Source organism: Halovenus carboxidivorans (genome assembly GCF_009831575.1).
Lineage (GTDB): Archaea > Halobacteriota > Halobacteria > Halobacteriales > Haloarculaceae > Halovenus > Halovenus carboxidivorans.
On the sequence record NZ_WUUT01000001.1, the window covers coordinates 310,685 to 331,677 of the forward strand.

At 65.8% G+C, this 20,993-nt stretch carries 22 protein-coding genes and 1 tRNA gene; 14 read left to right on the forward strand and 9 right to left on the reverse strand.

All coding sequences use genetic code 11. The features are described 5' to 3' along the window. Positions 1-2: 2 nt before the first annotated feature. Positions 3-866, forward strand: a complete 864-nt coding sequence (locus GRX03_RS01570; protein ID WP_159762445.1) for an HVO_0234 family beta-propeller protein — start codon at positions 3-5, stop codon at positions 864-866. Here the strand turns inward: GRX03_RS01570 and GRX03_RS01575 are convergent. Then, positions 863-1,657, reverse strand: a complete 795-nt coding sequence (locus tag GRX03_RS01575; protein WP_159762446.1) for a sulfurtransferase — start codon at positions 1,655-1,657, stop codon at positions 863-865. The two genes, GRX03_RS01570 and GRX03_RS01575, sit on opposite strands and share 4 nt — an antisense overlap. A gap of 297 nt (positions 1,658-1,954) precedes the next feature. Between GRX03_RS01575 and GRX03_RS01580 the strand changes: the two genes are divergently transcribed. Together GRX03_RS01580 and GRX03_RS01585 are read left to right on the forward strand one after the other, a co-directional pair. Then, positions 1,955-2,815, forward strand: coding sequence for a sulfurtransferase (locus GRX03_RS01580; RefSeq protein WP_159762447.1), 861 nt, complete (start codon positions 1,955-1,957; stop codon positions 2,813-2,815). Between the two features lie 192 nt (positions 2,816-3,007). Continuing rightward, positions 3,008-4,147, forward strand: coding sequence for a DUF7546 family protein (locus GRX03_RS01585; RefSeq protein WP_159762448.1), 1,140 nt, complete (start codon positions 3,008-3,010; stop codon positions 4,145-4,147). A gap of 110 nt (positions 4,148-4,257) precedes the next feature. Here the strand turns inward: GRX03_RS01585 and GRX03_RS01590 are convergent, their stop codons facing one another. Both GRX03_RS01590 and GRX03_RS01595 read right to left on the reverse strand, forming a co-directional pair. After that, a complete protein-coding gene (locus GRX03_RS01590; protein WP_159762449.1) occupies positions 4,258-4,650 on the reverse strand; it encodes a hypothetical protein in 393 nt (130 codons plus the stop codon). A 60-nt stretch (positions 4,651-4,710) separates the two neighbouring features. Then, a complete protein-coding gene (locus tag GRX03_RS01595) occupies positions 4,711-5,199 on the reverse strand; it encodes a DUF192 domain-containing protein (protein WP_368277896.1) in 489 nt (162 codons plus the stop codon). Positions 5,200-5,282: 83 nt separating this feature from the next. On the opposite strand from GRX03_RS01595, the gene GRX03_RS01600 reads away from it, so the two are divergent. The 3 genes from GRX03_RS01600 (at position 5,283) to GRX03_RS01610 (ending at position 8,003) form a co-directional block, all read left to right on the forward strand. Continuing rightward, positions 5,283-5,356: transfer RNA gene (locus tag GRX03_RS01600), tRNA-Val, on the forward strand. 286 nt (positions 5,357-5,642) lie between these two features. Continuing rightward, positions 5,643-7,394 (forward strand): alkaline phosphatase D family protein, encoded by a 1,752-nt coding sequence (locus tag GRX03_RS01605; RefSeq protein ID WP_159762450.1) that lies wholly within the window; start codon positions 5,643-5,645, stop codon positions 7,392-7,394. Between the two features lie 78 nt (positions 7,395-7,472). Then, positions 7,473-8,003: a DUF192 domain-containing protein gene (locus GRX03_RS01610; protein ID WP_368277897.1), complete on the forward strand. Its 531-nt coding sequence runs from the start codon at positions 7,473-7,475 to the stop codon at positions 8,001-8,003. Here the strand turns inward: GRX03_RS01610 and GRX03_RS01615 are convergent. Together GRX03_RS01615 and citZ are read right to left on the reverse strand one after the other, a co-directional pair. Next, entirely contained in the window at positions 7,998-8,375 is a 378-nt protein-coding gene (locus GRX03_RS01615) for a CBS domain-containing protein (protein ID WP_201289150.1), read from the reverse strand. The two genes, GRX03_RS01610 and GRX03_RS01615, sit on opposite strands and share 6 nt — an antisense overlap. A 129-nt stretch (positions 8,376-8,504) precedes the next feature. Continuing rightward, complete coding sequence (citZ, locus tag GRX03_RS01620; protein WP_159762452.1) at positions 8,505-9,656, reverse strand: citrate synthase; 1,152 nt, start codon at positions 9,654-9,656, stop codon at positions 8,505-8,507. A 252-nt stretch (positions 9,657-9,908) separates the two neighbouring features. On the opposite strand from citZ, the gene GRX03_RS01625 reads away from it, so the two are divergent. Both GRX03_RS01625 and GRX03_RS01630 read left to right on the forward strand, forming a co-directional pair. Then, positions 9,909-10,865 (forward strand): succinylglutamate desuccinylase/aspartoacylase family protein, encoded by a 957-nt coding sequence (locus GRX03_RS01625; protein WP_159762453.1) that lies wholly within the window; start codon positions 9,909-9,911, stop codon positions 10,863-10,865. 58 nt (positions 10,866-10,923) lie between these two features. Next, positions 10,924-11,214: a CPCC family cysteine-rich protein gene (locus GRX03_RS01630; RefSeq protein ID WP_159762454.1), complete on the forward strand. Its 291-nt coding sequence runs from the start codon at positions 10,924-10,926 to the stop codon at positions 11,212-11,214. Here the strand turns inward: GRX03_RS01630 and GRX03_RS01635 are convergent. The 3 genes from GRX03_RS01635 to GRX03_RS01645 all read right to left on the reverse strand — a co-directional run bounded on the left by GRX03_RS01635 (position 11,211) and on the right by GRX03_RS01645 (position 13,772). Then, positions 11,211-11,399 (reverse strand): DUF5786 family protein, encoded by a 189-nt coding sequence (locus tag GRX03_RS01635; RefSeq protein WP_159762455.1) that lies wholly within the window; start codon positions 11,397-11,399, stop codon positions 11,211-11,213. The two genes, GRX03_RS01630 and GRX03_RS01635, sit on opposite strands and share 4 nt — an antisense overlap. 145 nt (positions 11,400-11,544) lie before the next feature. Then, entirely contained in the window at positions 11,545-12,783 is a 1,239-nt protein-coding gene (locus tag GRX03_RS01640) for an MBL fold metallo-hydrolase (protein WP_159763156.1), read from the reverse strand. 2 nt (positions 12,784-12,785) lie between these two features. Next, positions 12,786-13,772 carry an SDR family oxidoreductase gene (locus GRX03_RS01645; protein WP_159762456.1) on the reverse strand — a complete coding sequence of 329 codons (987 nt, stop codon included), beginning with the start codon at positions 13,770-13,772 and terminating at the stop codon, positions 12,786-12,788. A gap of 85 nt (positions 13,773-13,857) precedes the next feature. On the opposite strand from GRX03_RS01645, the gene GRX03_RS01650 reads away from it, so the two are divergent. Genes GRX03_RS01650 through GRX03_RS01665 form a run of 4 tightly spaced genes read left to right on the forward strand, consistent with a single transcriptional unit; the run spans position 13,858 to position 17,019 of the window. Next, the gene (locus GRX03_RS01650; RefSeq protein ID WP_201289151.1) at positions 13,858-15,255 is read left to right on the forward strand and encodes a carotenoid oxygenase family protein; all 1,398 of its coding nucleotides are present in this window, start codon (positions 13,858-13,860) and stop codon (positions 15,253-15,255) included. Beyond that, complete coding sequence (locus GRX03_RS01655; RefSeq protein WP_159762457.1) at positions 15,255-15,434, forward strand: hypothetical protein; 180 nt, start codon at positions 15,255-15,257, stop codon at positions 15,432-15,434. The genes GRX03_RS01650 and GRX03_RS01655 overlap by 1 nt, the downstream gene beginning before the upstream one ends. Positions 15,435-15,473: 39 nt before the next feature. Then, positions 15,474-15,794 (forward strand): 2Fe-2S iron-sulfur cluster-binding protein, encoded by a 321-nt coding sequence (locus GRX03_RS01660; RefSeq protein WP_159762458.1) that lies wholly within the window; start codon positions 15,474-15,476, stop codon positions 15,792-15,794. Positions 15,795-15,852: 58 nt separating this feature from the next. Beyond that, a complete protein-coding gene (locus GRX03_RS01665; protein ID WP_159762459.1) occupies positions 15,853-17,019 on the forward strand; it encodes an MFS transporter in 1,167 nt (388 codons plus the stop codon). Between the two features lie 354 nt (positions 17,020-17,373). Here GRX03_RS01665 and thsA read toward each other — a convergent pair whose 3' ends face one another. Next, a complete protein-coding gene (thsA, locus tag GRX03_RS01670; RefSeq protein ID WP_201289152.1) occupies positions 17,374-18,933 on the reverse strand; it encodes a thermosome subunit alpha in 1,560 nt (519 codons plus the stop codon). A gap of 371 nt (positions 18,934-19,304) precedes the next feature. Between thsA and GRX03_RS01675 the strand changes: the two genes are divergently transcribed. Together GRX03_RS01675 and GRX03_RS01680 are read left to right on the forward strand one after the other, a co-directional pair. Beyond that, positions 19,305-20,111, forward strand: coding sequence for an amidohydrolase family protein (locus GRX03_RS01675; protein WP_159762461.1), 807 nt, complete (start codon positions 19,305-19,307; stop codon positions 20,109-20,111). Positions 20,112-20,156: 45 nt separating this feature from the next. After that, positions 20,157-20,945 (forward strand): SDR family NAD(P)-dependent oxidoreductase, encoded by a 789-nt coding sequence (locus GRX03_RS01680; RefSeq protein WP_159762462.1) that lies wholly within the window; start codon positions 20,157-20,159, stop codon positions 20,943-20,945. Positions 20,946-20,993 lie beyond the last annotated feature (48 nt).

A 20,993-nucleotide genomic window follows, 5' to 3' on the forward strand; every position in this document is an offset into this window, starting at 1 on the left:
CTATGACAGAGCTCACATCAGACGACGACGGCGAGGTAGAGGGCGACAACGCAGACGACGAACGGATGCTGTTCGGCGAGAAACGCGAGGAGACGACGCTTCTGGCCGGCAGCGGGCTCGGGATCACTCGCATCGACGTGGCCGCCGCACAGGTCGGGCAGTTCTCCCTGCTCGACCGGGCGACCGTCCGCGGACTCGCGAGCGACGGCCGCGACGTTGTCGTCGCGACTGACCAGCACGTCGCGGTCCGAACCGACGACGGCCTGCACCCGCTCGGATTCGGCCCGGCCGAGGCCGTCGGTCTCGACGACTCGTGGATCTACGCGGCCGACGGCGAGCGGGTCGCCCGACTCGACCGATCCGCCGGACTCGACGCCACCGCCGGCGACTGGGAGACCGTCGGCTCCGTCGATCACCCTCGACGGTTCGCCGGCGACCTGCTCGCCGGCGACCGACTCGTCCGGGTCGGAGACACCCTCGACGCACAGGGACTCTCGGCCGTCCGCGACCTCTCCGCCGACGGCGCTCTGGCCGCGACAGCCGACGGCGTCTACGAGCGTCGCGGCGGGGAGTGGGTCGAAGTGCTCGCCGGAGATGCGACGGCGGTCGTCGCGGACGGCGACCGCGCACACGCCGTCGTGGACGGACGACTGCTCGAGCGCGACGGCGCGGAGTGGTCCGAACTGACGTTGCCCGGCGGGGAGACGCCCCATCTCCTCGCGTACACGCAGACACTCGCCGTCATCGACACCGCCGGGACGGTCCACGTCGCGGCGGACCCCGACGTGACCCACGACGGCCACGGCGGGTGGCGCTCGCAGGCCATCGGACTGCCCGACGTGACGGCGCTGATCGCGGTCCGTTAACTCGTCTCGATCGGGCGACCGTCCGCCTCCCACTCGGTCAGGCTCCCCTCGTAGAAGCCGACGTTCGGGTAGCCGAGATAGCGCAGCACGACGTAGGTGTGGCTGATCCGTCGAGCCGTGTTACAGTACAGCAACACGCGTTTCTCCGGGACGATTCCGCGCTCGTCGAGAATCGCCTCCATCTCCTCGACTGGCTTGAGTCCCCGGGTGTCGTCGTCGACCAGTTCCCGCCAGTCCAGTCGCACCGCGCCGGGGATGTGTCCCTCCTCGTACTCCCACTCCTCTCTGGTGTCGACGATCACCGTGTTCTCGTCGTCGAGGGCCTCGGCGACGGTCTCGGCGTCGACCAGCGGTGTGTCCTCCGGGCGTCGAATCTCGTACTCCGTGGGTTCGACCGTCGGCGGCTCCGAACTCACCTCCCGCTGTAGTTGCCACGCGCTGAAATCGCCGTCGAGCAGGTGTAGCCGTTCGGGCGGGTGGCCGTACAGAAGCGCCGTGACCAGCGCCCGCGCCGCGAAGACCCCGTGGTGGTCGTCGTAGGCGAGCACGTGGTCCTCGCGGCTGATCCCCGCCTCGCCGAACAGGTCGGCGAAGACGCCTTCGCCGGGTAACATCCCCTCGCCGCTTCCGGTCTCGCTCGCGTGCTCCTCGGCACGAAACTCGTCGAAGGGGATGTTTATCGCGCCCGGGATGTGTCCGATGCCGTCGTACTCCCACTCGTCGCGCACGTCGACGATCCGTACGCCTTCGTTGTCGTCCAGCCACGCCGGCGCAACGACTCGCTCGTTCATACCCGACTGTTCGCCCCCGCGGCGCTTGAACGTGTCCGTTCGGCCGACTCGCGCCCGAACCGGTTCGTCCCGCCGGACGGCTGCCCGGCTCCGAGGGTACCGGCAAATATTACGTGTCACTCGACGACCCGCGATATCGGGGGAGTCGCTTTTGGGGACTCTGCTCTCGGTTGGCGCGGGCGCGGGTAAATCTCTCGCCAATTAACAGGTTGTTTTTGCCGAGAGGCTAAACGAGTGGACGCGTATGCCGCAATTAGTACCGCTTTATGCGTGGAGGTGGTACTAGGATATGCAATCATGAGTGAGAGCAATTACGCGAAAGACGTACTCGTTTCGGCGGATTGGGTGGAAGACCACCTCGAAGAGTTCCAGAGTGACGACCCGGCCCACCGCCTGGTCGAGGTCGACGTCGACACGGAGCTGTACGACGAGAGCCACGCACCGGGGGCGATTGGCTTCAACTGGGAGACGGACCTGCAGGACCAGACCCAGCGGGACATCCTCGACAAGGAGGACTTCGAGGAGCTGCTCGGTTCCCACGGCATCACCGAGGACTCCACGGTCGTCCTCTACGGTGACAACTCCAACTGGTTCGCGGCCTACACCTACTGGCAGTTCAAGTACTACGGCCACGACGACGTGAAGCTACTCGACGGCGGCCGCGAATACTGGGAGGAGAACGACTACCCGACGACCGACGAGGTCCCGAACTTCTCCGAGGTCGAGTACAACGCCTCCGGTCCGCGCGAGTCCATCCGCGCCTACCGAGAGGACGTCGAGAACGCGATCGAGCGCGGCCTGCCGCTGGTCGACGTTCGCTCGCCCGAGGAGTTCAGCGGCGAAGTGCTCGCCCCGCCAGGTCTCGACGAGACCGCACAGCGTGGCGGCCACATCCCCGGCGCGGAGAACATCTCCTGGGCCGCAGTCACGAACGACGACGGCACCTTCAAGGATCCTGACGAGCTGAAAGAGCTGTACGCCGAGTACGACATCGACGGCGACGAGACGACCGTCGCGTACTGCCGCATCGGCGAGCGCTCCTCGGTCGCCTGGTTCGCCCTGCACGAACTGCTCGGCTACGAGGACACCATCAACTACGACGGCTCCTGGACCGAGTGGGGCAACCTCGTCGGTGCCCCCATCGAGAAAGGCGAGTAACCCTCGAAGCAACGGCATACGCCGTTCACGAACCCGCTTTTGACCGCGCTGTCCGACGCCCCGCGACTGATCTCCTGTCGTCGGACTCTCTCCGCGTCTCTCTGACTCGAGAGCGTCTTCTCTCGAACCCGGACACCGAAACCCCTAACACGACGAGAACGAACCTCAATGTAGGCAGAACCCCCGCCAGCCATGAGCACAAACCGTATCGAGTACTGGACGCGCCACTACGGGCCACAGCTGTGGACGGTCGTGCTGGTCAACGCTCTCCTCGGCGTGCAACTGCTCGCGGCGGTCGTCTACGGCGCCGTCTTCGGTACCTCGCTTCTCAGCCTCCACGTGTTCGTCATCCCCTTCATCTGGACGACGGTGAGCGTCGTCACGGTCTGGCACACCGACCACGTCTCACGGGGCTGGCGCCCGACCCTCTTCGCGGGGGCAGTCGCCGTCGGCTACCTCTCGCTGTTTCTCTGGCTGTCCGGAACAGTCGGCTTCACCCCGTCGCAGGTCGACCCTCTCACCGGCAGCCTCGGATTCGGCGTCGAGGTCGGCCGCTCGCTGGGCTGGGGACCGGTTGTCTACTACTCGGGCGAGTGGATCGGTGCCCGGATCATCCCCTACCAGATCGTCGGCTATCTCGCGCTGTCGTATCTCGTCTACATTGCCGTCCTCGACGTGACGCGGTCGGCGAGCGCCGGCACGCTCGGGCTGATTCTCTGTCCGGGCTGTGCCGCCGCGGCGCTGATCCCCGCCTTCGGCGGCATCGCCGGACTGTCGGCGGCGCTTTCGTTTTTCGTCCAGTACAGCTACGAACTCGCGACGGTCATGTTCGTGGTCGCGATGGGCTGGTTGTACTACCAGCCGTCGATCGCGACGCTACGGAGAGAGTTCTCACGTAACCTCCTCCCGCTCACCGCCGCCGCTGCGATTCTGGTCGGCGCGCTGCATTTCTTCCATCCCACGCACGGCTTCCCTCGCCTCGTCCAGTATCTCCAGTTCTTGGTCGCGCCCGACCCTCGGCCGTTCGCCTTCACGCTGTCGGGCATCGCGCTGTTCGCGGGCGTCGGCCTCGGTATCACCGACACCCACCGCAAGAAACTCTACGTGCTGGGGATCGGACTGATGCTCGTCTACCTGCTCGGCTACGGGGCCTGGCACACCGTCCTCGGCCACGGCACGTTCTGGCCGACTATCGAGGCCAACGCTCACGCAGACGAGAGCGCGCTCGTGACGATCAGCGCACACCTGTTCAACGACGGCTACGCCCTTCTGAGCAAACTGCTCGAACTCTCGCTTCTGGTCTTTCTCACGCTCTGTTACCGTCGGTCCTGAACCGAACGCGGCGGCCTGCACCGACGAGCAGACCGTTCGCACAGCGTGTGCTCGTCGACAGCTAACAGGCTAACTCCGTCTCGTCCAAAAACAGCCAGACCCGGCCGTCGTTAGCTCGGGGACGGGCCGAGTCGGCCCAGCGCGGCGATGACCGCCATCGTCACGACGCCCAGGCCGATTGCGGCTCCCATTCCCATGATGACCTGGTTCGTCTCGCGGACACCGAACTCGGTCATCAGTCGGAACGACACCGCGATCAGATACAGCGCTCCGAACGCGATACCGGCGCTGGCGACTGCGTGCGAGTGTGGTTGCCCGAACCGTCGTCCGAGCGCGTAGGTCCCGCCGACGATCAGCGTCGAGTAGAGACCGACCTCCGCCGCGAGTGCGGCCTCCTCGACGTTCGCCCCGAGAATCGCTGCCGTGATGATCGCCAGCACGGCCCCGACCACGACGACGAGGGCGCCGAACTTCCGTTTGTCCTCCAGTGAACTCGTATCCATACTGTTCTCTACCGCGTCTTATCGCCCGGACGTTATAATCGTTTACGAACTACCTCGGTATCACGGCGCTCGCACACTGTCCGGAATCTCGACCCTGTCTCCGGGTTCGACGCCCCGCTCCGCGGCCCACCCGGCCGGCACTTCGAGGACGTACTGTCCGATTCCGGTGTACGGCGGCTCGTCGTCCGGCGGCGGCTGTGCGGTCGTCACCTCGGTGATCGTCCCGTCACCGTCGATGAAGATAATATCGATCGCGAAGGACATGTTCCGCATCACGTAGGACTTGCTCCCACCAGTCTCGTGGACGAACAACATCCCCGAGTTGGCCGCCAGCCGATCCGTCCGGCTCAACCCGATCACCCGTTTGGTCTGGGTGTCGGCAATCCGTACGTCGACGGTACCCAGTTCGGTCCCGTTCGTCGACCGGACCGTCACCGTCGTCTCCTCGTACCCGCCGGTATCCAACAGTACCAGCGGCGGCGCCGACATGTACAGGACGAGCAGTCCGCCCGCGACGGCGACGGTGAGCAGCGATCCGAGCCTGCGCACACCGGCTTCAGGTGGCCGGTTCGCCTAAGCGTTCCGACCGAAGGGTAAGCGTTATTCCGCCCCGCCGGCTTGTCTGGAATGGCGGGTTCGTGGTCTAGCTGGTTATGACGCGGCCCTTACAAGGCCGAGGTCGGCGGTTCGAAACCGCCCGAACCCACTCTAATTTCGGCCAGCGCCAGCGAACCGTGACCCTGTGAGGAGAGGCCGGTCTCGCACCCGGAGGCCGAGCGAGGAAGTCCCCGCGGTTCGAAACTGCCAGAAGAACGCGTTCTTCCGGGCCTTCGCTCACTCCGTTCGCGAGGACGCCCAAACCCACTGATTCTACTGAGCGGTAACGATCCAAAATATACACGTGTATGGTCGTGTGGTGAGGTAACACCCATCCGCCCGCGCTGACCCCACGGACGAAAGATAGTCAAGATTGCGCGGCCTACGCGAGAAATATGTCCGATGTCGGACAGTCCTCCTCCCCCGACGAGCCAGCACGCAGCAACGACGACCACGCCGAACTTCTCTCGATCCTGGAAGCCCACGACATCGCCCTCGCGCTCGATACCGTCGCAACGGGGGACCGCTCTGAGTTCGTGTCCGATTCCGACGCCGACCCCGCGGGTACGTTTCCCCAGTCCGTCGCCAGCGGCGGTCCGACGCCGAGCGGCGTCATTCTCTGGACGCGGATCGCTCCTGACGCGTTCGACGGAGACGAACCGCTCGCCGTCGAAGTTGCGACTGACGACACCTTCGAGGATATCGTCTACAGCGGCGTTCTCGAACAGCCAGACCGGATCGCGGCCCACGACCACACGGTCAAAATCGACCTCGACGGCCACCTGCAACCGGACACCGAGTACGCCTACCGGTTCGTCTACAGCGGCGTTAGCTCCCGAACCGGTCACTGTCAGACCCTCCCCGATCCGGAGAGTTCGCCCGGGTCGGTCCGGTTCGCGGTACTCGCCTGCCAGAACTATCTCAACGGCTACTTTCCCGCGCTGCACTACGTCGCCGAGGAGGACGTCGACTTCATCGTCCACCTCGGCGATTTCATCTACGAGTCCGACGACGGCGCGTTCAAAGGACTCGGCTCCTACGAGTACCCCGACCGCGAACTGACATTGCCCAGCGGGGCCGACCGCGTCCAGGATCTGGACGATTACCGGTATCTCCACCGTACGTACCGGACAGACCGGTTTCTCCAGGAGGCGCTCGAATCACACACCCTCATCGCGGGCTGGGACGACCACGAGATGGTCAACGACATCTACTGGGATCACCGGACGGACGCGCCGGGCGGAGACCATCCTCGCGGCGACGACCCCGAGTTCATGTCTCGGCTCGTCGCGGACGCGATGCACGCCTGGTGGGAGTACATGCCCGCACGCGTCGAGTACGACCCCGCCGGCGAGTCCCTACAGGACCGGTTTCAGCTCTGGCGAACGGTCGAATTTGGCGACATACTCACGCTGACGATGACCGACGAACGCCTCTTCCGGGACCCGCCGAGGGAGGCGATTCCAACGGCTGACAACGTCGGTCCCCACCGCGAACCGCCCGACCGGACGATGCTCGGCGAGGAGCAGCGGGAGTGGTTGATCGACACGCTGACCGCCGACGAGGCGCTCTGGACCGTCTGGGCCGACGAGGTGCTGACGATGCCGTTTCGACTCGGGTCGGGACCGCTGTCGGTCTATCCCGTCCAGGGCGGCTGGGACGGCTACACCCGCGAACGCCAGCGCATCTCCGAGGCCGTCGCAGCCGCCGACGTCGACAACTACGTCACCGTCACCGGCGACATGCACTGCTACATCGCCGGCTACACGCAAAGCGCCTATCCCGGCCGTGTGACCGGCGGCGAGGGGGTCGCGCAGGGCGAGCGGATCGGCGTCGAGTTCATGACTCCCGCCACGACCTCGCTGAACGTCGCCGAAGCCCTCCATCTCACCCGCGGCCTCCGCGGCAAACTCACCGAACCGCTCGTCTCCCGGCTGATCGAGGGCATGAATCCACATATCGAGTTTTTCGACAGCCACCACTGGGGGTATTCGGTGCTCGAATTCGACCGTGAGGCGTGTACCTACCGCGCCTACAGCGTCGACAAGACGACCGACGCTTCCGACGCCGACCGCGAACTCGTCGCCGCCTACCGCGTCCCCGAGGGAACGGTCACGCTCGAAGACGTGACCGACGAGTATCACTGACCAGCGGCACGCTCTTTACTGCCGCGGGAATACAGTATCGTAGGAATGGCTCTCCCCAGGCGAGGGTTTCTGACGAGTGTGCTCACAGCCAGCGCCGCCGGTATCGCTGGCTGTACCGGCGACAGCGACGCGCCCGCCCAGACGAACGAGTCCGAACCGTCCCCTCCGGGGTCCGACGACTCGGACGGCCAGACCGGATGCGACGTCGAGAACCCCCACCCCGACTACGACCAGACGGAGGTCGCGGTCCGCTCCGACGGGGCGGAACTCGGCTCCGTCACTGCGGCAATCGCCGACACCGAGGGGCTCCGGTACACCGGCCTCAGCGACACGGCCTGTCTCCCCGAAGACCGGGGGATGCTGTTCGTCCTCGAAACCGCCGACACTCACCCGTTCGTCATGCGCGAGATGGACTTCGGACTCGATATCGTCTACGCGGACGTCGACGGGACGATCACCGACATCTTCCACGCGCCCGCACCCGGACCGAACGAGGACGGCAACGAACAGCGGTACCCCGGGTTCGGGAAGTACGTCCTCGAAGTGAACTACGGCTGGACGACCGACCGCGGGATCGAAACGGGCGACGACCTCGTCTTCGAGCTATGAGACCTGTGCCGCGATGTCCGTCGAGGAGATCATCCCCACGTAATCCCCCCGCTCGACGACCGGCAGGTGTTTGATCCCGAAGTTGGTCATCATCGCCGCCGCCTCGTCGACCTGTAGCTCCGGGGGCACCGTCTCGACATCCTCGGTCATCAGTTCCGTCACGTCCATCTCCGAGGTGTCTCTCCCGCCCGCGACGGCATCGAGAATGTCCGTGCTGGTGATGATCGACGGCGTGCTCGTCGTGACGATCAACGCGTTGATCTCGTCGTCGCGCATCTTCGTTGCGGCGTCGCTCACTGTCGCGTCACGAGAGACGGTCTCGACGGGCGCGGACATGATCTCTCTGACCCGAGTTGGTTCTTCTGAACCCATATCTCCGGTTCACGGACGGCAGGATCATTATGGTTGTTGCTGCACTGAATATTGACGGCGAGTGACCTGATCGCTCTCTCCTACGCTGCGGTCCGCTCGTGACGAGACCGCGTGGTGAGAAGCCGTGAGTTATCGCTCGTCGATCGGGGTGACCGTGCGGTCTTCCGCACCGACGTAGCGACCGCGCGGCCGGATGAGCCGGTTGTCCTCCTGGTACTCCAGCACGTGTGCGAGCCAGCCGCCACACCGGGCCATCGCGAAGATCGGAGTGTACATGTCGATGGGGATGCCGAGCTGGTAGTACACCGCTCCGGAGTAGTAGTCGACGTTCGGGGCGATACCCTTCTCGGGCAGGTTCTTCTCCTCGGTCAGGTACGTCTCGATCGCCGAGGTGTAGTCGAGCCACTTGGTCTCGCCGGACTCCTCGGAGAGGTCCTCCAGTTTCGCCTGCAGGATCCGCGCGCGGGGGTCTTTGACGTTGTAGACGCGGTGGCCCCATCCGGGGATGCGCCGGCCCTGCTCGGTCTGTTCTTTCACCCACTCAAGGGGGTCCTGGCCGCTCTCGTCGAGTTCGAGCAGCGTCTCGATGACGTCCTGGTTCGCGCCGCCGTGAAGCGGTCCGGAGAGCGCCCCGACGCCGCCGGTGAGACTGCTGTACACGTCGGCGTAGGTAGATCCGATGACCATCGCCGTGAACGTCGAGGCGTTGAGCCCGTGATCGGCGTGCAGCGTCAGCGCCATGTCGAAGGTCTCCTCTGCGACATCGGTGGGCTGCTCGCCGGTGAGCATGTAGAGGAAATTACCCGCGTAGGACAGCGACGGGTCGGGATCGAGCGGCTCCTCGCCGCGGCGCAGACGGTCGTACGCGCCGAGAATCGTCGGGATCTTGGCGACGATGCGTCGCCCCTTTCGGCGGGCGGCGTCGAGATCCTCGGGGTCGGCGTCGGGTTCGGGCTCGGTGGCGGACAGCATCGAGACACCGGTTCGGAGGGCGGCCATCGGCCGTTCGTCGGCCTCGGCCAGCGCCGCGAGCGTGTCGATCACGCTCTGGTCGATCGCCTGCTCCTCGGAGAGACCGTCGGAAAACTCCGCGAGCTGTTCCTCGGTCGGGAGTTCGCCGTTCCAGAGCAGATACAACACTTCCTCGAAGCTCGCGTTGCGCGCGAGGTCTTCGATGTCGTACCCACGATAGACGAGCTTTCCGGCGTCTCCATCGATATAACTCAGCGACGACTCGGCAACGAGCACGCCTTCGAGGCCCTTCTTGAGTTGGTCAGACATTATGTGACTACTTTCCCATGGTGTGGGATAAATCATTATCTTTCGATTCGCGGAGCCGCCGCTCTGTTCTCAGTTTCCCGAACTGCTCAAATGATCGTCCATTTTGTTGCCGAACCCGACGACAATGAGCTGTCTGGTCGCTCACTTTCCGAAAGATGTTCAGTTCGATGCTACTCTTTCGTTCGGCCGGCCGCGACGCGCCCGCGGACGAGACCGAACGGCTAAAGACCGTGGGCCCGTCGATTACCAGTAATGACGAGTTTAGGCACGGCGCGTGCCGACCCGGGAGATGTAGACACCGGTACACTCCCCGTCGGGGAGGGTCCCGACGGCAGCGAGGTCGCGTTACCGGTAGCAGTGATCAACGGCGCACGCGACGGCAAGACGCTCTATATCCAGGCCGCCAGCGACGGTGACGAACTCAACGGTGTCGGGGTCGTGCGCCGCGTCGTCCCGCAGATCGATCCGGCCGACCTGTCAGGCACTATTCTCGTCGTCGGGATCGCGAACTACTTCGCCTTCCAGCACAACGAACACCGCAATCCCGTCGACGACACGAAACTCAACCGCACCTACCCCGGCAACGAGAACGGCACCTCGACCGAGCGCATCGCGGCCGCGACGTTCGACGCCGCGAGCCGCGCTGATCTCGTTCTCGACCTCCACCAGGGGTCGACCTCGCGGATGATCAACGAGGTCCGGGTTCGATGCGGCCGCCGCCACCGCCTGCACAAGGAGTGTCTCGAACTGGCGAAGGTGTTCGGCTGCGGGCACGTCCTCGACCAGAAAGGCCCCGAAGGCCAACTCGCCCGCGCCGCTCCCGACGACGGCATCCCGACGGTCGATCCGGAGCTGGGCGGATCGGTCGGACTCGACGAACAGAGCGTCGAAAAAGGCGTCGAGGGCGTGTTCAACGTGCTCAAGTACTACGACTTCCTGCCGGGACAGGCCGACACACAGTCCCAGACGCGGGCGAGCGGTTTCGAGCAGTACGGCGCGCCGACCGGCGGACTCGTCGACTTCCAGGCCGAACTCGGCGAGCGGGTGACCCGCAACCAGACGCTGTTCGAGGTCACCGACGTCTTCGGAGAGCGGAAGGCGACCGTCTCGGCGGACTCAGGCGGTGTCTTCTGGCGGACCCGCCGACTCCCGCAGGTCGCAACCGGCGAGTACGTCTGCTCTGTCGGTACCGACATCGACACGTACTGAGCCGACCTGCGGTCAACAGTCCCGTACGTATTTGTGGGATGGTGACATACCTGTGTGTATGGCGGAACAGCCGGGCAACCCCGCCGCGCGCGAACTCGGCTACTGCCCGTGCTGTGGCTATCTCACGCTCACCGAGTCCCAGCCTGGCTCCTACGAGGTCTGTCCGGTCTGTCACTGGATGGACGATCCGATCCAGTTCTCCGACGAGGAGTACGTCAGCGACACGAACCACGTGTCACTCGAGCGTGCGCGGAAGAATTTCGAGGAATTCGGAGCCGCAAGCAAGGGGGTCGTCGAGGATACACGCGAACCGGACGGTGAACCGCGAGACCCGAACTGGCCGTATTAGTCGTCCTCTTCGGCGTCGTCTTTGATCTCGCCGAGCTTGTCGAGGAGTTCGTCCTGTGAGGCGTCGGACTCGAAGGACACCTCGCCCTCGTGGGTGTGTTCGTGAACAGAGACACCGTCGTTCTCGTCGATATCTTCTGTGTGCCCGTCCTCTTGCTCGGATTCATCGTAGCTTCCAAAACCCATACACTCGACATTGCGGTGGCCCACTGAAAATCTCTCCGGTTTCTGCGATTCCGCCGCTCCCGACCGATTCCTGTGGGTCTTCTCACTTTTCGCCCCCACCCCCTGTCGTGTGGTCGCTTCTGTTCGTCGTTGCCGTGAGAATCGACTACGGCTCGACGGAGACGGTCTCGCCGAGTTCCGGTGCCGTTGTCTCGAAGCCGTCCGCAGCGAGACGGTCGGCGTAGCCCGCGCAGTCGTCGCCGTGGTTGACGATGATCGGTGTCTCCTCGTACGCGTCCAGAAACGTCCGCAGCCCCTCTCGGTCCGCGTGCGCGGAGAAGTCGTACTGTTCGACCTGCGCGCTGACCGGCAACACGCGGCCGTCGAACTCCGCCCGGCCTCGCTCGACGAGTTCGCGGCCGGGGGTCCCCTCGACCTGATAGCCCGTCAGCGCAATCTTGTTCGTCGGATGCTGGCGGATCCGCGGGATGTACGAGACCACCGGCCCCCCGCCGAGCATCCCGGCCGTCGTCAGAATCACCGTGTTCTTCTCCGTGAGCCGGTCCCGCTGGCCGTCCCTGCCGGTGACGAACCGCGCGTTCGAGACCGCCCGCCTGAGCGCCTCCGGGTCCCGGACGTAGTCGGGATACTGCCGGAGCGTCCGGCTGACGCCTTTTGCCATCCCGTCGAGATAGCAGTCGATGTCGTTGTCGGCACAGATCAGCAGGATCTCCTGGGCGCGGCCGATTGCGAACACCGGCACGACGACCGTCCCACCCTGCCAGACCGTCGTCTGGACGCTCTCGACGAACCGCTCTTCGAGCGCCGCGCGGTCCGAGTGGCTCACGTCGTGATACGTGCTCTCGGTGATGACGGCGTCGACGTCGGGACGGGCGGTCGTCGCCGAGACGAGTCGCTGGTCGTCGGTGTGAAAATCGCCGGTGTACAGCAGCCTCGTCTCCCCGTCGTCGACGAGTACGTGCGCGCTGCCGGGGATGTGTCCGGCGTTGAAGAAGGTCACTTCGTGGCCGGCCACCTCGAAGCTCTCGCGGTAGCCGTGGGTCTCCGAGACCTCCGTCAGCCGGCGGACGTGGGTCTCGGTGAACGGACACTGCGGCGTGTTGCCGTGTAGCTTCAGCGTGTCCTCGGCCAGACGGAGCGCGAGCGCCCGCGTCGGCGGCGTCCAGTGGACCGGCGGCCTGCTCGAACCGGTCAGCAGCGCCGGTACCGCGCCCGCGTGGTCGAGGTGGCCGTGGCTGACGACGACGGCCTCCGGATCGACGTCACCGACCGGATACTGGGGCGGGTTCTCCGTCTTGATGCCGTAATCCAACAGCAGCGACTCGTTGACCAGCAGCGCACTCCGCCCGACTTCCCCTGCGCCACCCAGAAACTCGACCTCCATCGTCAGGAGGACAACACGAGCGGTTCGTACCACTCCCGGTTCGCGCGGTACCACTCGACGAACTCCTCGACGCCCTCGCGAATCGTGTGCGTCGGCTCGTAATCGAGCAGTTCGGCGGCCTTCTCGGTCCCCGCGTGGGTGTGTTCGGCGTCGGCGTCGTGGCGCTCGGCGAACTCCAGTTCCAAGTCCGGGGCGAGCATATCTCGGATCTCCTCGGCCAGCACGCGAATCTCGATGTTGTCCGTGCTGCCGATGTTGACCGCCTCGCCATCTGCGGCGTCTTCGCGTAGCAGTCGCTTGTTCGCGGTTACTACGTCCTCGATGAAGGTGAAGTCCCGCGTCTGCGTGCCGTCGCCGTAGATGACCGGCGGCTCGCCGTTGAGACAGCGCGAGACGAAATTCGAGATGGCCATGTTCGGCCGCATCCGCGGCCCGTAGACCGTAAAGTACCGGAGCGCGACGGTGTTGATGTCGTAGACTTCGTTGTACGCGCAGGCGTACCGCTCTGCGGCCAGTTTCGAGGCCCCGTACGGGCTGACCGGCGTCGTCGGGTGGTCCTCGTCGTAGGGGAGGTACTTCGGCTTGCCGTACACCGACGACGAGGAGGCGTAGACGACTCGCTCGACGTCCGCCGCGCGGGCGGCGTCGAGGATGTTCAGCGTCCCGTCGACGTTCACGTCGTCGTACTTCCGCGGGTTCTCGACGCTCGGCCGCACGCCGGCCTGTGCCGCCTGGTGGTAGATCATCTCGGCGCCCGAGACCGTCTCGGTCACGGTCTCCTCGTCGCGGACATCGCCGTCGATAAACTCGTAGCTACCGTCGCCGCTCTCTGCTCGCTCGCGACAGCGCTCGATGGTGTGCTCCTTGATCCCGATGTCGTAGAAGGGGTCGAGGTTGTCGAGCACCCGAACGTCGTGCCCGTCGGCGACGAACTGCTCGGCGAGATGACCGCCGATAAAGCCCGCGCCGCCGGTGACGAGAATCTCCATACCTCACCCTCTCCCGGAACGACAAAAAACGCCCCGGATTCGTCTCTCCCACAGTATTATTCTCGCTGCTTCCCAACGTTTCGCCGTGTCAGATAACGCCTTCATGCCGGGCTTTCGCTCGCTCGATACCGAACTCACCGGGCACGACCTCCCGGTCGAGGGGGAACTACCGGGGTGGCTCTCCGGGACGCTGCTGCGCAACGGGCCGGGGAAGTTCGACGGCGGCGAGAGCCGACTGCGGCACTGGTTCGACGGCCTCGCGATGATCCGCAAGTACGAGTTCGACGACGGCGCTGTCACGTACTCGAACCGGTTTCTCCGGACCGACGCCTACGACGACGCGACGGCGGGCCGTCCGACCGGACAGTTCGCCACCGACAGACGCGGCCTCGGGAAACTGTTGGGGTGGCTCAAACGCCTCGGCCCGCCCGAACCGACAGACAACGCGAACGTCCACGTCGCCCGCCTCGACGGCGAGTACGTCGCACAGACGGAGGTTCCGCGCTGGGTCCGGTTCACCGACGACCTCGATACGGCGGGGTCGTTCGAGTTCGCGGACGACCTCGACATGGACATGATAACCGCCCATCTGGTCGCCGATCCCGCGGGCGGCCACGTCGGACACGGTCTCTCTTTCGGCCGCACACACGAGTACACCTTCTTCGAGATTCCGCCCGACTCCCGCAGGCGCGAGGAGATCACCTCGATTCGGACGGACTCCCCCGCGTACATCCACAGTATCGGCGTCAGCGAGGAGCACTTGGTACTGGTCGAGACGCCGCTGCGGATCAACATCCTCCGCGCGCTCTCGCCGTTCACCGAGGGGTTTTTCGAGTTGCTGGAGTGGGACGACGAGTTGGACACCCGATTCGTCGTCATCGACCGCGCGAGCGGCGAAACGGTCGCAAATCAATCCGTCGATCCGTTTTTCACCTTCCACACGATCAACGCATACGACGACGGCGACGGGGTCGTTCTCGACCTGGTGGCCTTCGAGGACGCGACCATCGTCGACGCGCTCGCGCTCGATACGCTCGCCGAGGAGGGCTTCGCCGCGGCGCCGCCCGGCCGACTGGTCCGCGTCCGACTCGGCACCGACGGCTCGGTCTCGCGCCGACGGCTCTACGACGGCGGGATCGAACTCCCGACGGTGCGGGCGGACCGACAGACCCGGCCGTATCGCTACGTCTACGGCCAGTCGACCGACCGCGAGGGTGCGAACGGGCTGGTCAAAGTCGACACCGAACGCGAGACAGCGACGGAGTTCTGGCAGCGTGATCTCTACGTCGAGGAGCCGTGGATGGTCCCCCGGCCCGGCGGCGAGGCCGCCGACGACGGCGCGGTGCTCGCACCGGCGCTGGATGTCGAGGCCGAACGGTCGGTGCTGCTGGTGCTCGACGCGGCGACGCTCGAGGAACTTGCTCGTGCACCGGTTCCACACCACAACCCCTTCGGCTTTCACGGCCGCTTCTTCTCGGAGTGATGGACGGGGACAGAATCGCGGTCGCGGTCTTTCTGCTCCTGTTGCTCGGCGGCTCCTTCCTCGCGGCGCTCGCAGCGCTGGATCCGTCGCTCCTGCCCGGTGCCGTCGCCGTCTACCTGCTCGTCGCCTCGCTTCTGTTTCTGCGAATCAGACGGGCCGCGTCGATCTGGGAGGAGTGAGGCCGAAACGCCGAAACGGTCCGGTCGCCAACTGTGGGTATGCCGACCGTCTCCGTCGATGGCCGAGAGATCGAGTGCGAACGCGGTGCGAATCTCCGCGACGTGTTGTCTGCGGCCGGGGTGTCGGTGTACAACGGCGGCGCGACCTACCTGAACTGCCGGGGTCTCGGCAGTTGCGGCACCTGTGCGGTCGAGATCGACGGCGAGGTGACCGAGCCGACCGCTATCGAGCGCGCCCGGCTCTCGATCCCACCGCACGACCCCGAAAGCGGCCTGCGACTCGCCTGCCAGACCACCGTCGAGGGCGACCTCACCGTGAGGAAACACGAGGGGTTCTGGGGACACCACACCGAGGAGTGAGCTCCTGTTCCGGCCGGAACCGCAACGGTGTTGACGCTGCTGGCCCGACCCCGAGGCAATGAGACCGTCGGACGAGACGCGTTTGACGCTGTGGGTGCTTCTCGCGTCGGCGACGCTGACCGTGATGGCCGGCGCGATTCTCGGTCCCGTCGTCCCGTCGATCCAGTCGAATCTCAGCGTCTCCGAGTCGCTGGCCGGACTCATCATCACGACCCACGGCGCGTTGATCGTCCTCGCGAGCCCCGTCGCCGGTGCGATCATCGACCGAATCGGCCCCCGCCGACCGTACGTCTTCGGGCTATTGCTGTACGGCGTCGGCGGCGGTGCCGGACTGTTTATCGACTCGTTCATCCCGCTGCTTCTCTCCCGAGCGGTGCTCGGCGTCGGCGTGGCCTTCGTCTACACCGGACTGACTGTTCTCATCTACTCCATCTACGCGGGTCAGCGGATGGACCGCGCGCTCGGCCTGCGATCCAGCGCCAACAGCGTCGGCGCGGTCGTCTGGCCGCTTCTCGGTGGCGCCCTCGGCGCGCTGACCTGGCAAGCGCCCTTCGGCGTCTATCTGCTCGCCGTCCCGCTCGGCGTGCTCGCAGTCCTGACGGTCCCCGAACCCGCCCGTCCCGGCCGTGACGACGACTCCGACGACGGATCCGCCGTCCTCGCGGTCTTCCGACGGCGGCCCGCAGTGCTCTCGGTGTATCTGTTGTATTTCGGGACGAACGCCCTGCTGTACAGCATCGTCGTCTTCTACCCGCAGTTGTTGAACGGGCTCGGTGTCACCTCCTCGGTCGGGATCAGCCTCTACCTCTCCGCGAACGGGTTGGCCGGCGGTCTCTCCGCGGCGGGCTACGACCGACTGGTCGCCCGGACGAGTCGGCGTCGACTCGTCGGGACGGCCTTCCTGCTCTGGACCGTCGGCTTCACCAGCGCGGCCGTCGCCACCTCGGCGTTGCTCGCTCTCCCCGGCGTGCTCGCGTTCGGACTCGGGCAAGGGCTGGTCTTCCCGTCTGCGTTCTCCTGGATCGAAGCACTCGCGCCGCCCGACAAACAGGGCCAACTTAGCTCCTATCTCGCGTCGGCGGGGTACACCGGGCAGTTCCTCTCGCCGGTGTTGTTCGGCCCGGTGGTTCCCGCCTTCGGCATCCGCGGCGTCTTCGGTGCGGCCGCGGTGGTTACGCTCGTGAGTGCGCTCGCGCTCGGAGTCGCGCTGTTCGGGCGTCGGTGACAGACGTTGGACTCGTCGTGAGTAATTTCCGCTGCAAGCCCCCGACCGCTCGACAATTATACTGACCGTCGATGGGTGCCGGGTTCACCGTGGTCAATTTCCGCTGAAAGCCCCCGACCGCTCGATGGTTGCGACTCGCTGTGCGCCGTCGGTGCTCGCGTCGTCTCACTCGCCGACCGGTCGGCCCCTTTCGATCCACCCACCACAGCCACGCCCTCCCCAACCGACTCGCTCCTTCCGGTCGCTCGTCCCTCGCGCGCGCCTCTCGCGCACGCCTGACCGAAAATCTGCGGAGGCGTGGCTCTCACCGTCTCTAAAAATTTCGAGAACGGTCGGTGTGGACGACCGAAGTCGTCAGTTCGAGGCGATGACGTCGTCGATGCGGACGATCATCGTCGAGGCTTCGGTCGCGCTCTCGATGGCCTCGTGTTTGACAGCGGCGGGATCGAGGACGCCGTGGTCGATGGGGTCGGCGATGATCCCGGTCTGGCCCTCGCTGATGAGGCCGGCGGTCGCGCCGGAGTCGTGTTCGGCGCGCAGGTCGACGAGCGCGTCGATCGGGTCCATGCCCGTGTTCTCCGCGAGCGTGCGCGGCAGCACGTCGACGGCGTCGGCGTAGGCCTCGACGGCCAGCTGCTTGCGGCCCTCGATGCCGGCGGCCTCGTCACGGATGCGGTCGGCGATCTCGATCTCGATCGCGCCCGCACCGGCGACGACACCGCCGGCGTCGACCGCGGCCGTGACGACGTCGAGCGCGTCCGTCAGGCTGCGTTCGAGTTCGTCGACGACGTGGTCGGTCGAGCCGCGGGCGAAGACCGTGACGGCCTTGCTCGCCGCGCCGCCCTCGACGAAGATCAGTTCCTCCTCGCCGTACTTCTCGACGCTGACGTTCTCGGCGCTGCCGAGGTCCTCGTCCTCGATGGCGTCGACGGAGCCGACACGGCTCGCGCCGGTCGCCGCGCGGATCGACTCGATGTCGTCGCTGTCGACGTCCTCGAAGACCAGCAGTCCGTGACCCACGAGGTCGGCGGTCAGCCGGTCGTCGATGTCGCCGTCGACGAAGACGACGTCGGCGTTCGTCGCGGCCAGCGCCTCGGCGTACTCCTGGAGCTGACCGGTCTCGGCCTCGATTGCGGCGTTGAGCTGGTCGACGTTGGAGACCTGGTACTCGGCGTCGACGTTGGCCTCCTTGATCTCGAGGTCGTCCTCGACGATCGCGATCTGTGCGTCCTCGACCGAACGGGGCATCTCCTCGCTCAGTCGCTCCTCGTCGATGATGACTCCCTCGACGAGTTCGGTCGCGCTGGAGGTCGCACCGACCTGCGTGTGGACCGTGATCGCGGAGCGGTCGACGCCGTCCTCGGTGCTGACCTGGCTGACCGCGTCGACGACCGTCCGAGCGAGATCCTCGGCTGCGAGGTCGCCGGTCCCCTTCCCGGTCATGCTCGATGCGGCGACCTGCAGCAGTTGATCGTCGTCGGGGTCAGTCGCGATGACGGCGTCGTCGATGGTCGACTGGGCGATCTGGGCGGCCTCGTGGTAGCCCTCGACGATGGTCGTCGGATGGACGTCCTCCTCCAGCAGGCTCTCCGCCTGCGAGAGCAGTTCACCCGCGAGAATCGACGCCGTCGTCGTCCCGTCGCCGACCTCCTCTTCCTGGGTCTCGGCGACCTCGACGAGCATCTGCGCGGCGGGATGCTCGATGTCCATCTCGTCGAGGATGGTCGCACCGTCGTTGGTGATGACGACGTCCCCGTCGTCGGAGACGAGCATCTTGTCCATGCCGCGCGGACCGAGCGTGGTCCGTACGGACTCGCTCACTGCCTTTCCGGCGGAAATATTCGACGACTGGGCGTCGTCTCCCCGCGTGCGCTCTGTGTCCTCACTGAGAATAAACATAGGCTGTCCACCCATGCGTCGCTGGCCAGACTGTGACATTGGTAATTACCTCACTTGAAACGTCGTTTGCGGTTCTATATAAATGTTGTTTTCCGCGCTCCGCGCGTCCCCGCGGCTCGTGCAAATCTCGGGGCTCCGGGGCGGGACCGTCCGTCCGAGCGAGACCGCCGACCCGGCCGCTCGCCGCCGCGTGGCAATTTATATCAGTCCGTGCTCCGGCCGGGGGTATCGATCTGCGGTGTCGCCCGGTGGGGCTTCGTAGCCGACGGGTCGTCGTTCCCGTCCGATTCTTCCGGAGTCGCCCGCTCTGTCCCGTGTCCCGCCGACACTCCACTCCGTAGAGTCTGTCAGGGAGTTAAGTACCCCCGACACATTGGCCGAGATAGATGCTGGAGCTGGAGCACGGATTTCGGGTCGTGGACACGCACGTGGTCTTCGAGCCGGACGAGGCTCGCCGGCCGCGTGGGATGGGAGACGCCGAGCAGATCGAACGCGAGATGGAACAGGCGGGCATCGTCCAGTCGCTGATCTTTCCGGCGACGCGGCAGGGCTCGTACGTCAAGGCGAACAACGCGACCGCCCGGGTCGCGGTCAACCGCCCGTTCCGGCCGATCGCCCGGATCAACGGCGCACGCGACCCCGGTCAGGGCGCGACCTCTCGGCTGCGCAACCTCGCCAGTTCGCGCTCGGAGGAGCACACCTCGCCCGAAGATATCGAGCAGTACGCCTACGAGGACCGGTTCTACGGGTTCGCCCTCGACCCCGCCGAGGACGGGATGCCCGACGAGGAGGTTCTCGGAGAGCTGTCGACGGCCGGCCTCCCGGTTATCACCTACGGCGGGGAGGGCTGTCCCCCCGGGGCTATCGAGGACGCGCTGCTCGGCTACGACTTCCCGGTCATCATCGCCCACTGCGGCGGCTACCCCTCCGACGAGGCGATGATGGATCAGGCGATTGGGCTGCTCGACAGCTACGAGAACTGCTTTCTCGACACGAGTTTCGTTCGACTCCGAGACCCGCTCGAACGCGCGCTAATGGAACAGCCCTCACAGGTCGTCTTCGGCAGCGGCGCGCCGGCGGTCCACCCGAACGTCGCCGTCATGGAGATTCTGACCCTCGACGTGCCGGAGGACGCGATGCGGAAGGTGTTCTCGAAAAACGCCGGCCGACTGTTCGAGGTGCTGGCCCCCTGACGGTGTCCCGATAGACATACGTGCCAGCCGTGACAGAGTCAACCCATGTCGAAGTTCAGTCTCGACGGCCGCAACGCAATCGTCACCGGAGCGAGCCAGGGGATCGGAAAGACAGTCGCCGAAACGCTCGCCGAAGCGGGCGCGAACGTCTCCATCTGTTCGCGCGCACAGGAGCGGGTCGACCCCGTCGCCGAGGGCATCGAGGAAGACGGCGGGACGGCCTTCGCCATGGAGTGTGACGTTCGCGACGCCGACGCCGTCCAGGAGTACGTCGACGCCACCGTCGAGGAGTTCGGCGGCGTCGACCTGCTGGTCAACAACGCGGGCGGCGAGTTCGTCGCTCCCTTCGAGGAGATCAGCGAGAACGGCTGGAAGTCCATCGTCGATCTGAACCTCCACGGGACCCGCCACTGCGTCCAGGCCGCCGGGGAGTACATGCGCGAGAACGACGGCGGCGACATCATCAACATCTCCAGCGTGAACGGCCAGCACGCCGCGCCCAACGAGAGCCACTACTCCGCCTCGAAGGCGGCGATCATCCGGTTCACCGAGACGCTCTCGGCGGAGTGGGACAAGTACGGCATCTCGGTCAACTGTATCGCCCCCGGACTCATCCAGACTCCCGGCGTCGCCGAGACGCTGGGCATCGACGAGAGCGACATGCCGCCCCGCGAGGAGGTCCAGCGCCGCATCGGCCACACCGAGGACGTCGCCGACGTCGTCCACTTCGTCGCCAGCGACGCCGCCGCCTTCATCAACGGCGAGACGATCACGGTCAAAGGCACGCCCCGCCCGGGGAACTCCATGAGCAACGACCTCGGACTGGATAACTGAGCCTGGACGGCCGAATCTGTTCCGCAGCGGACTATTCTTCGACTGCCG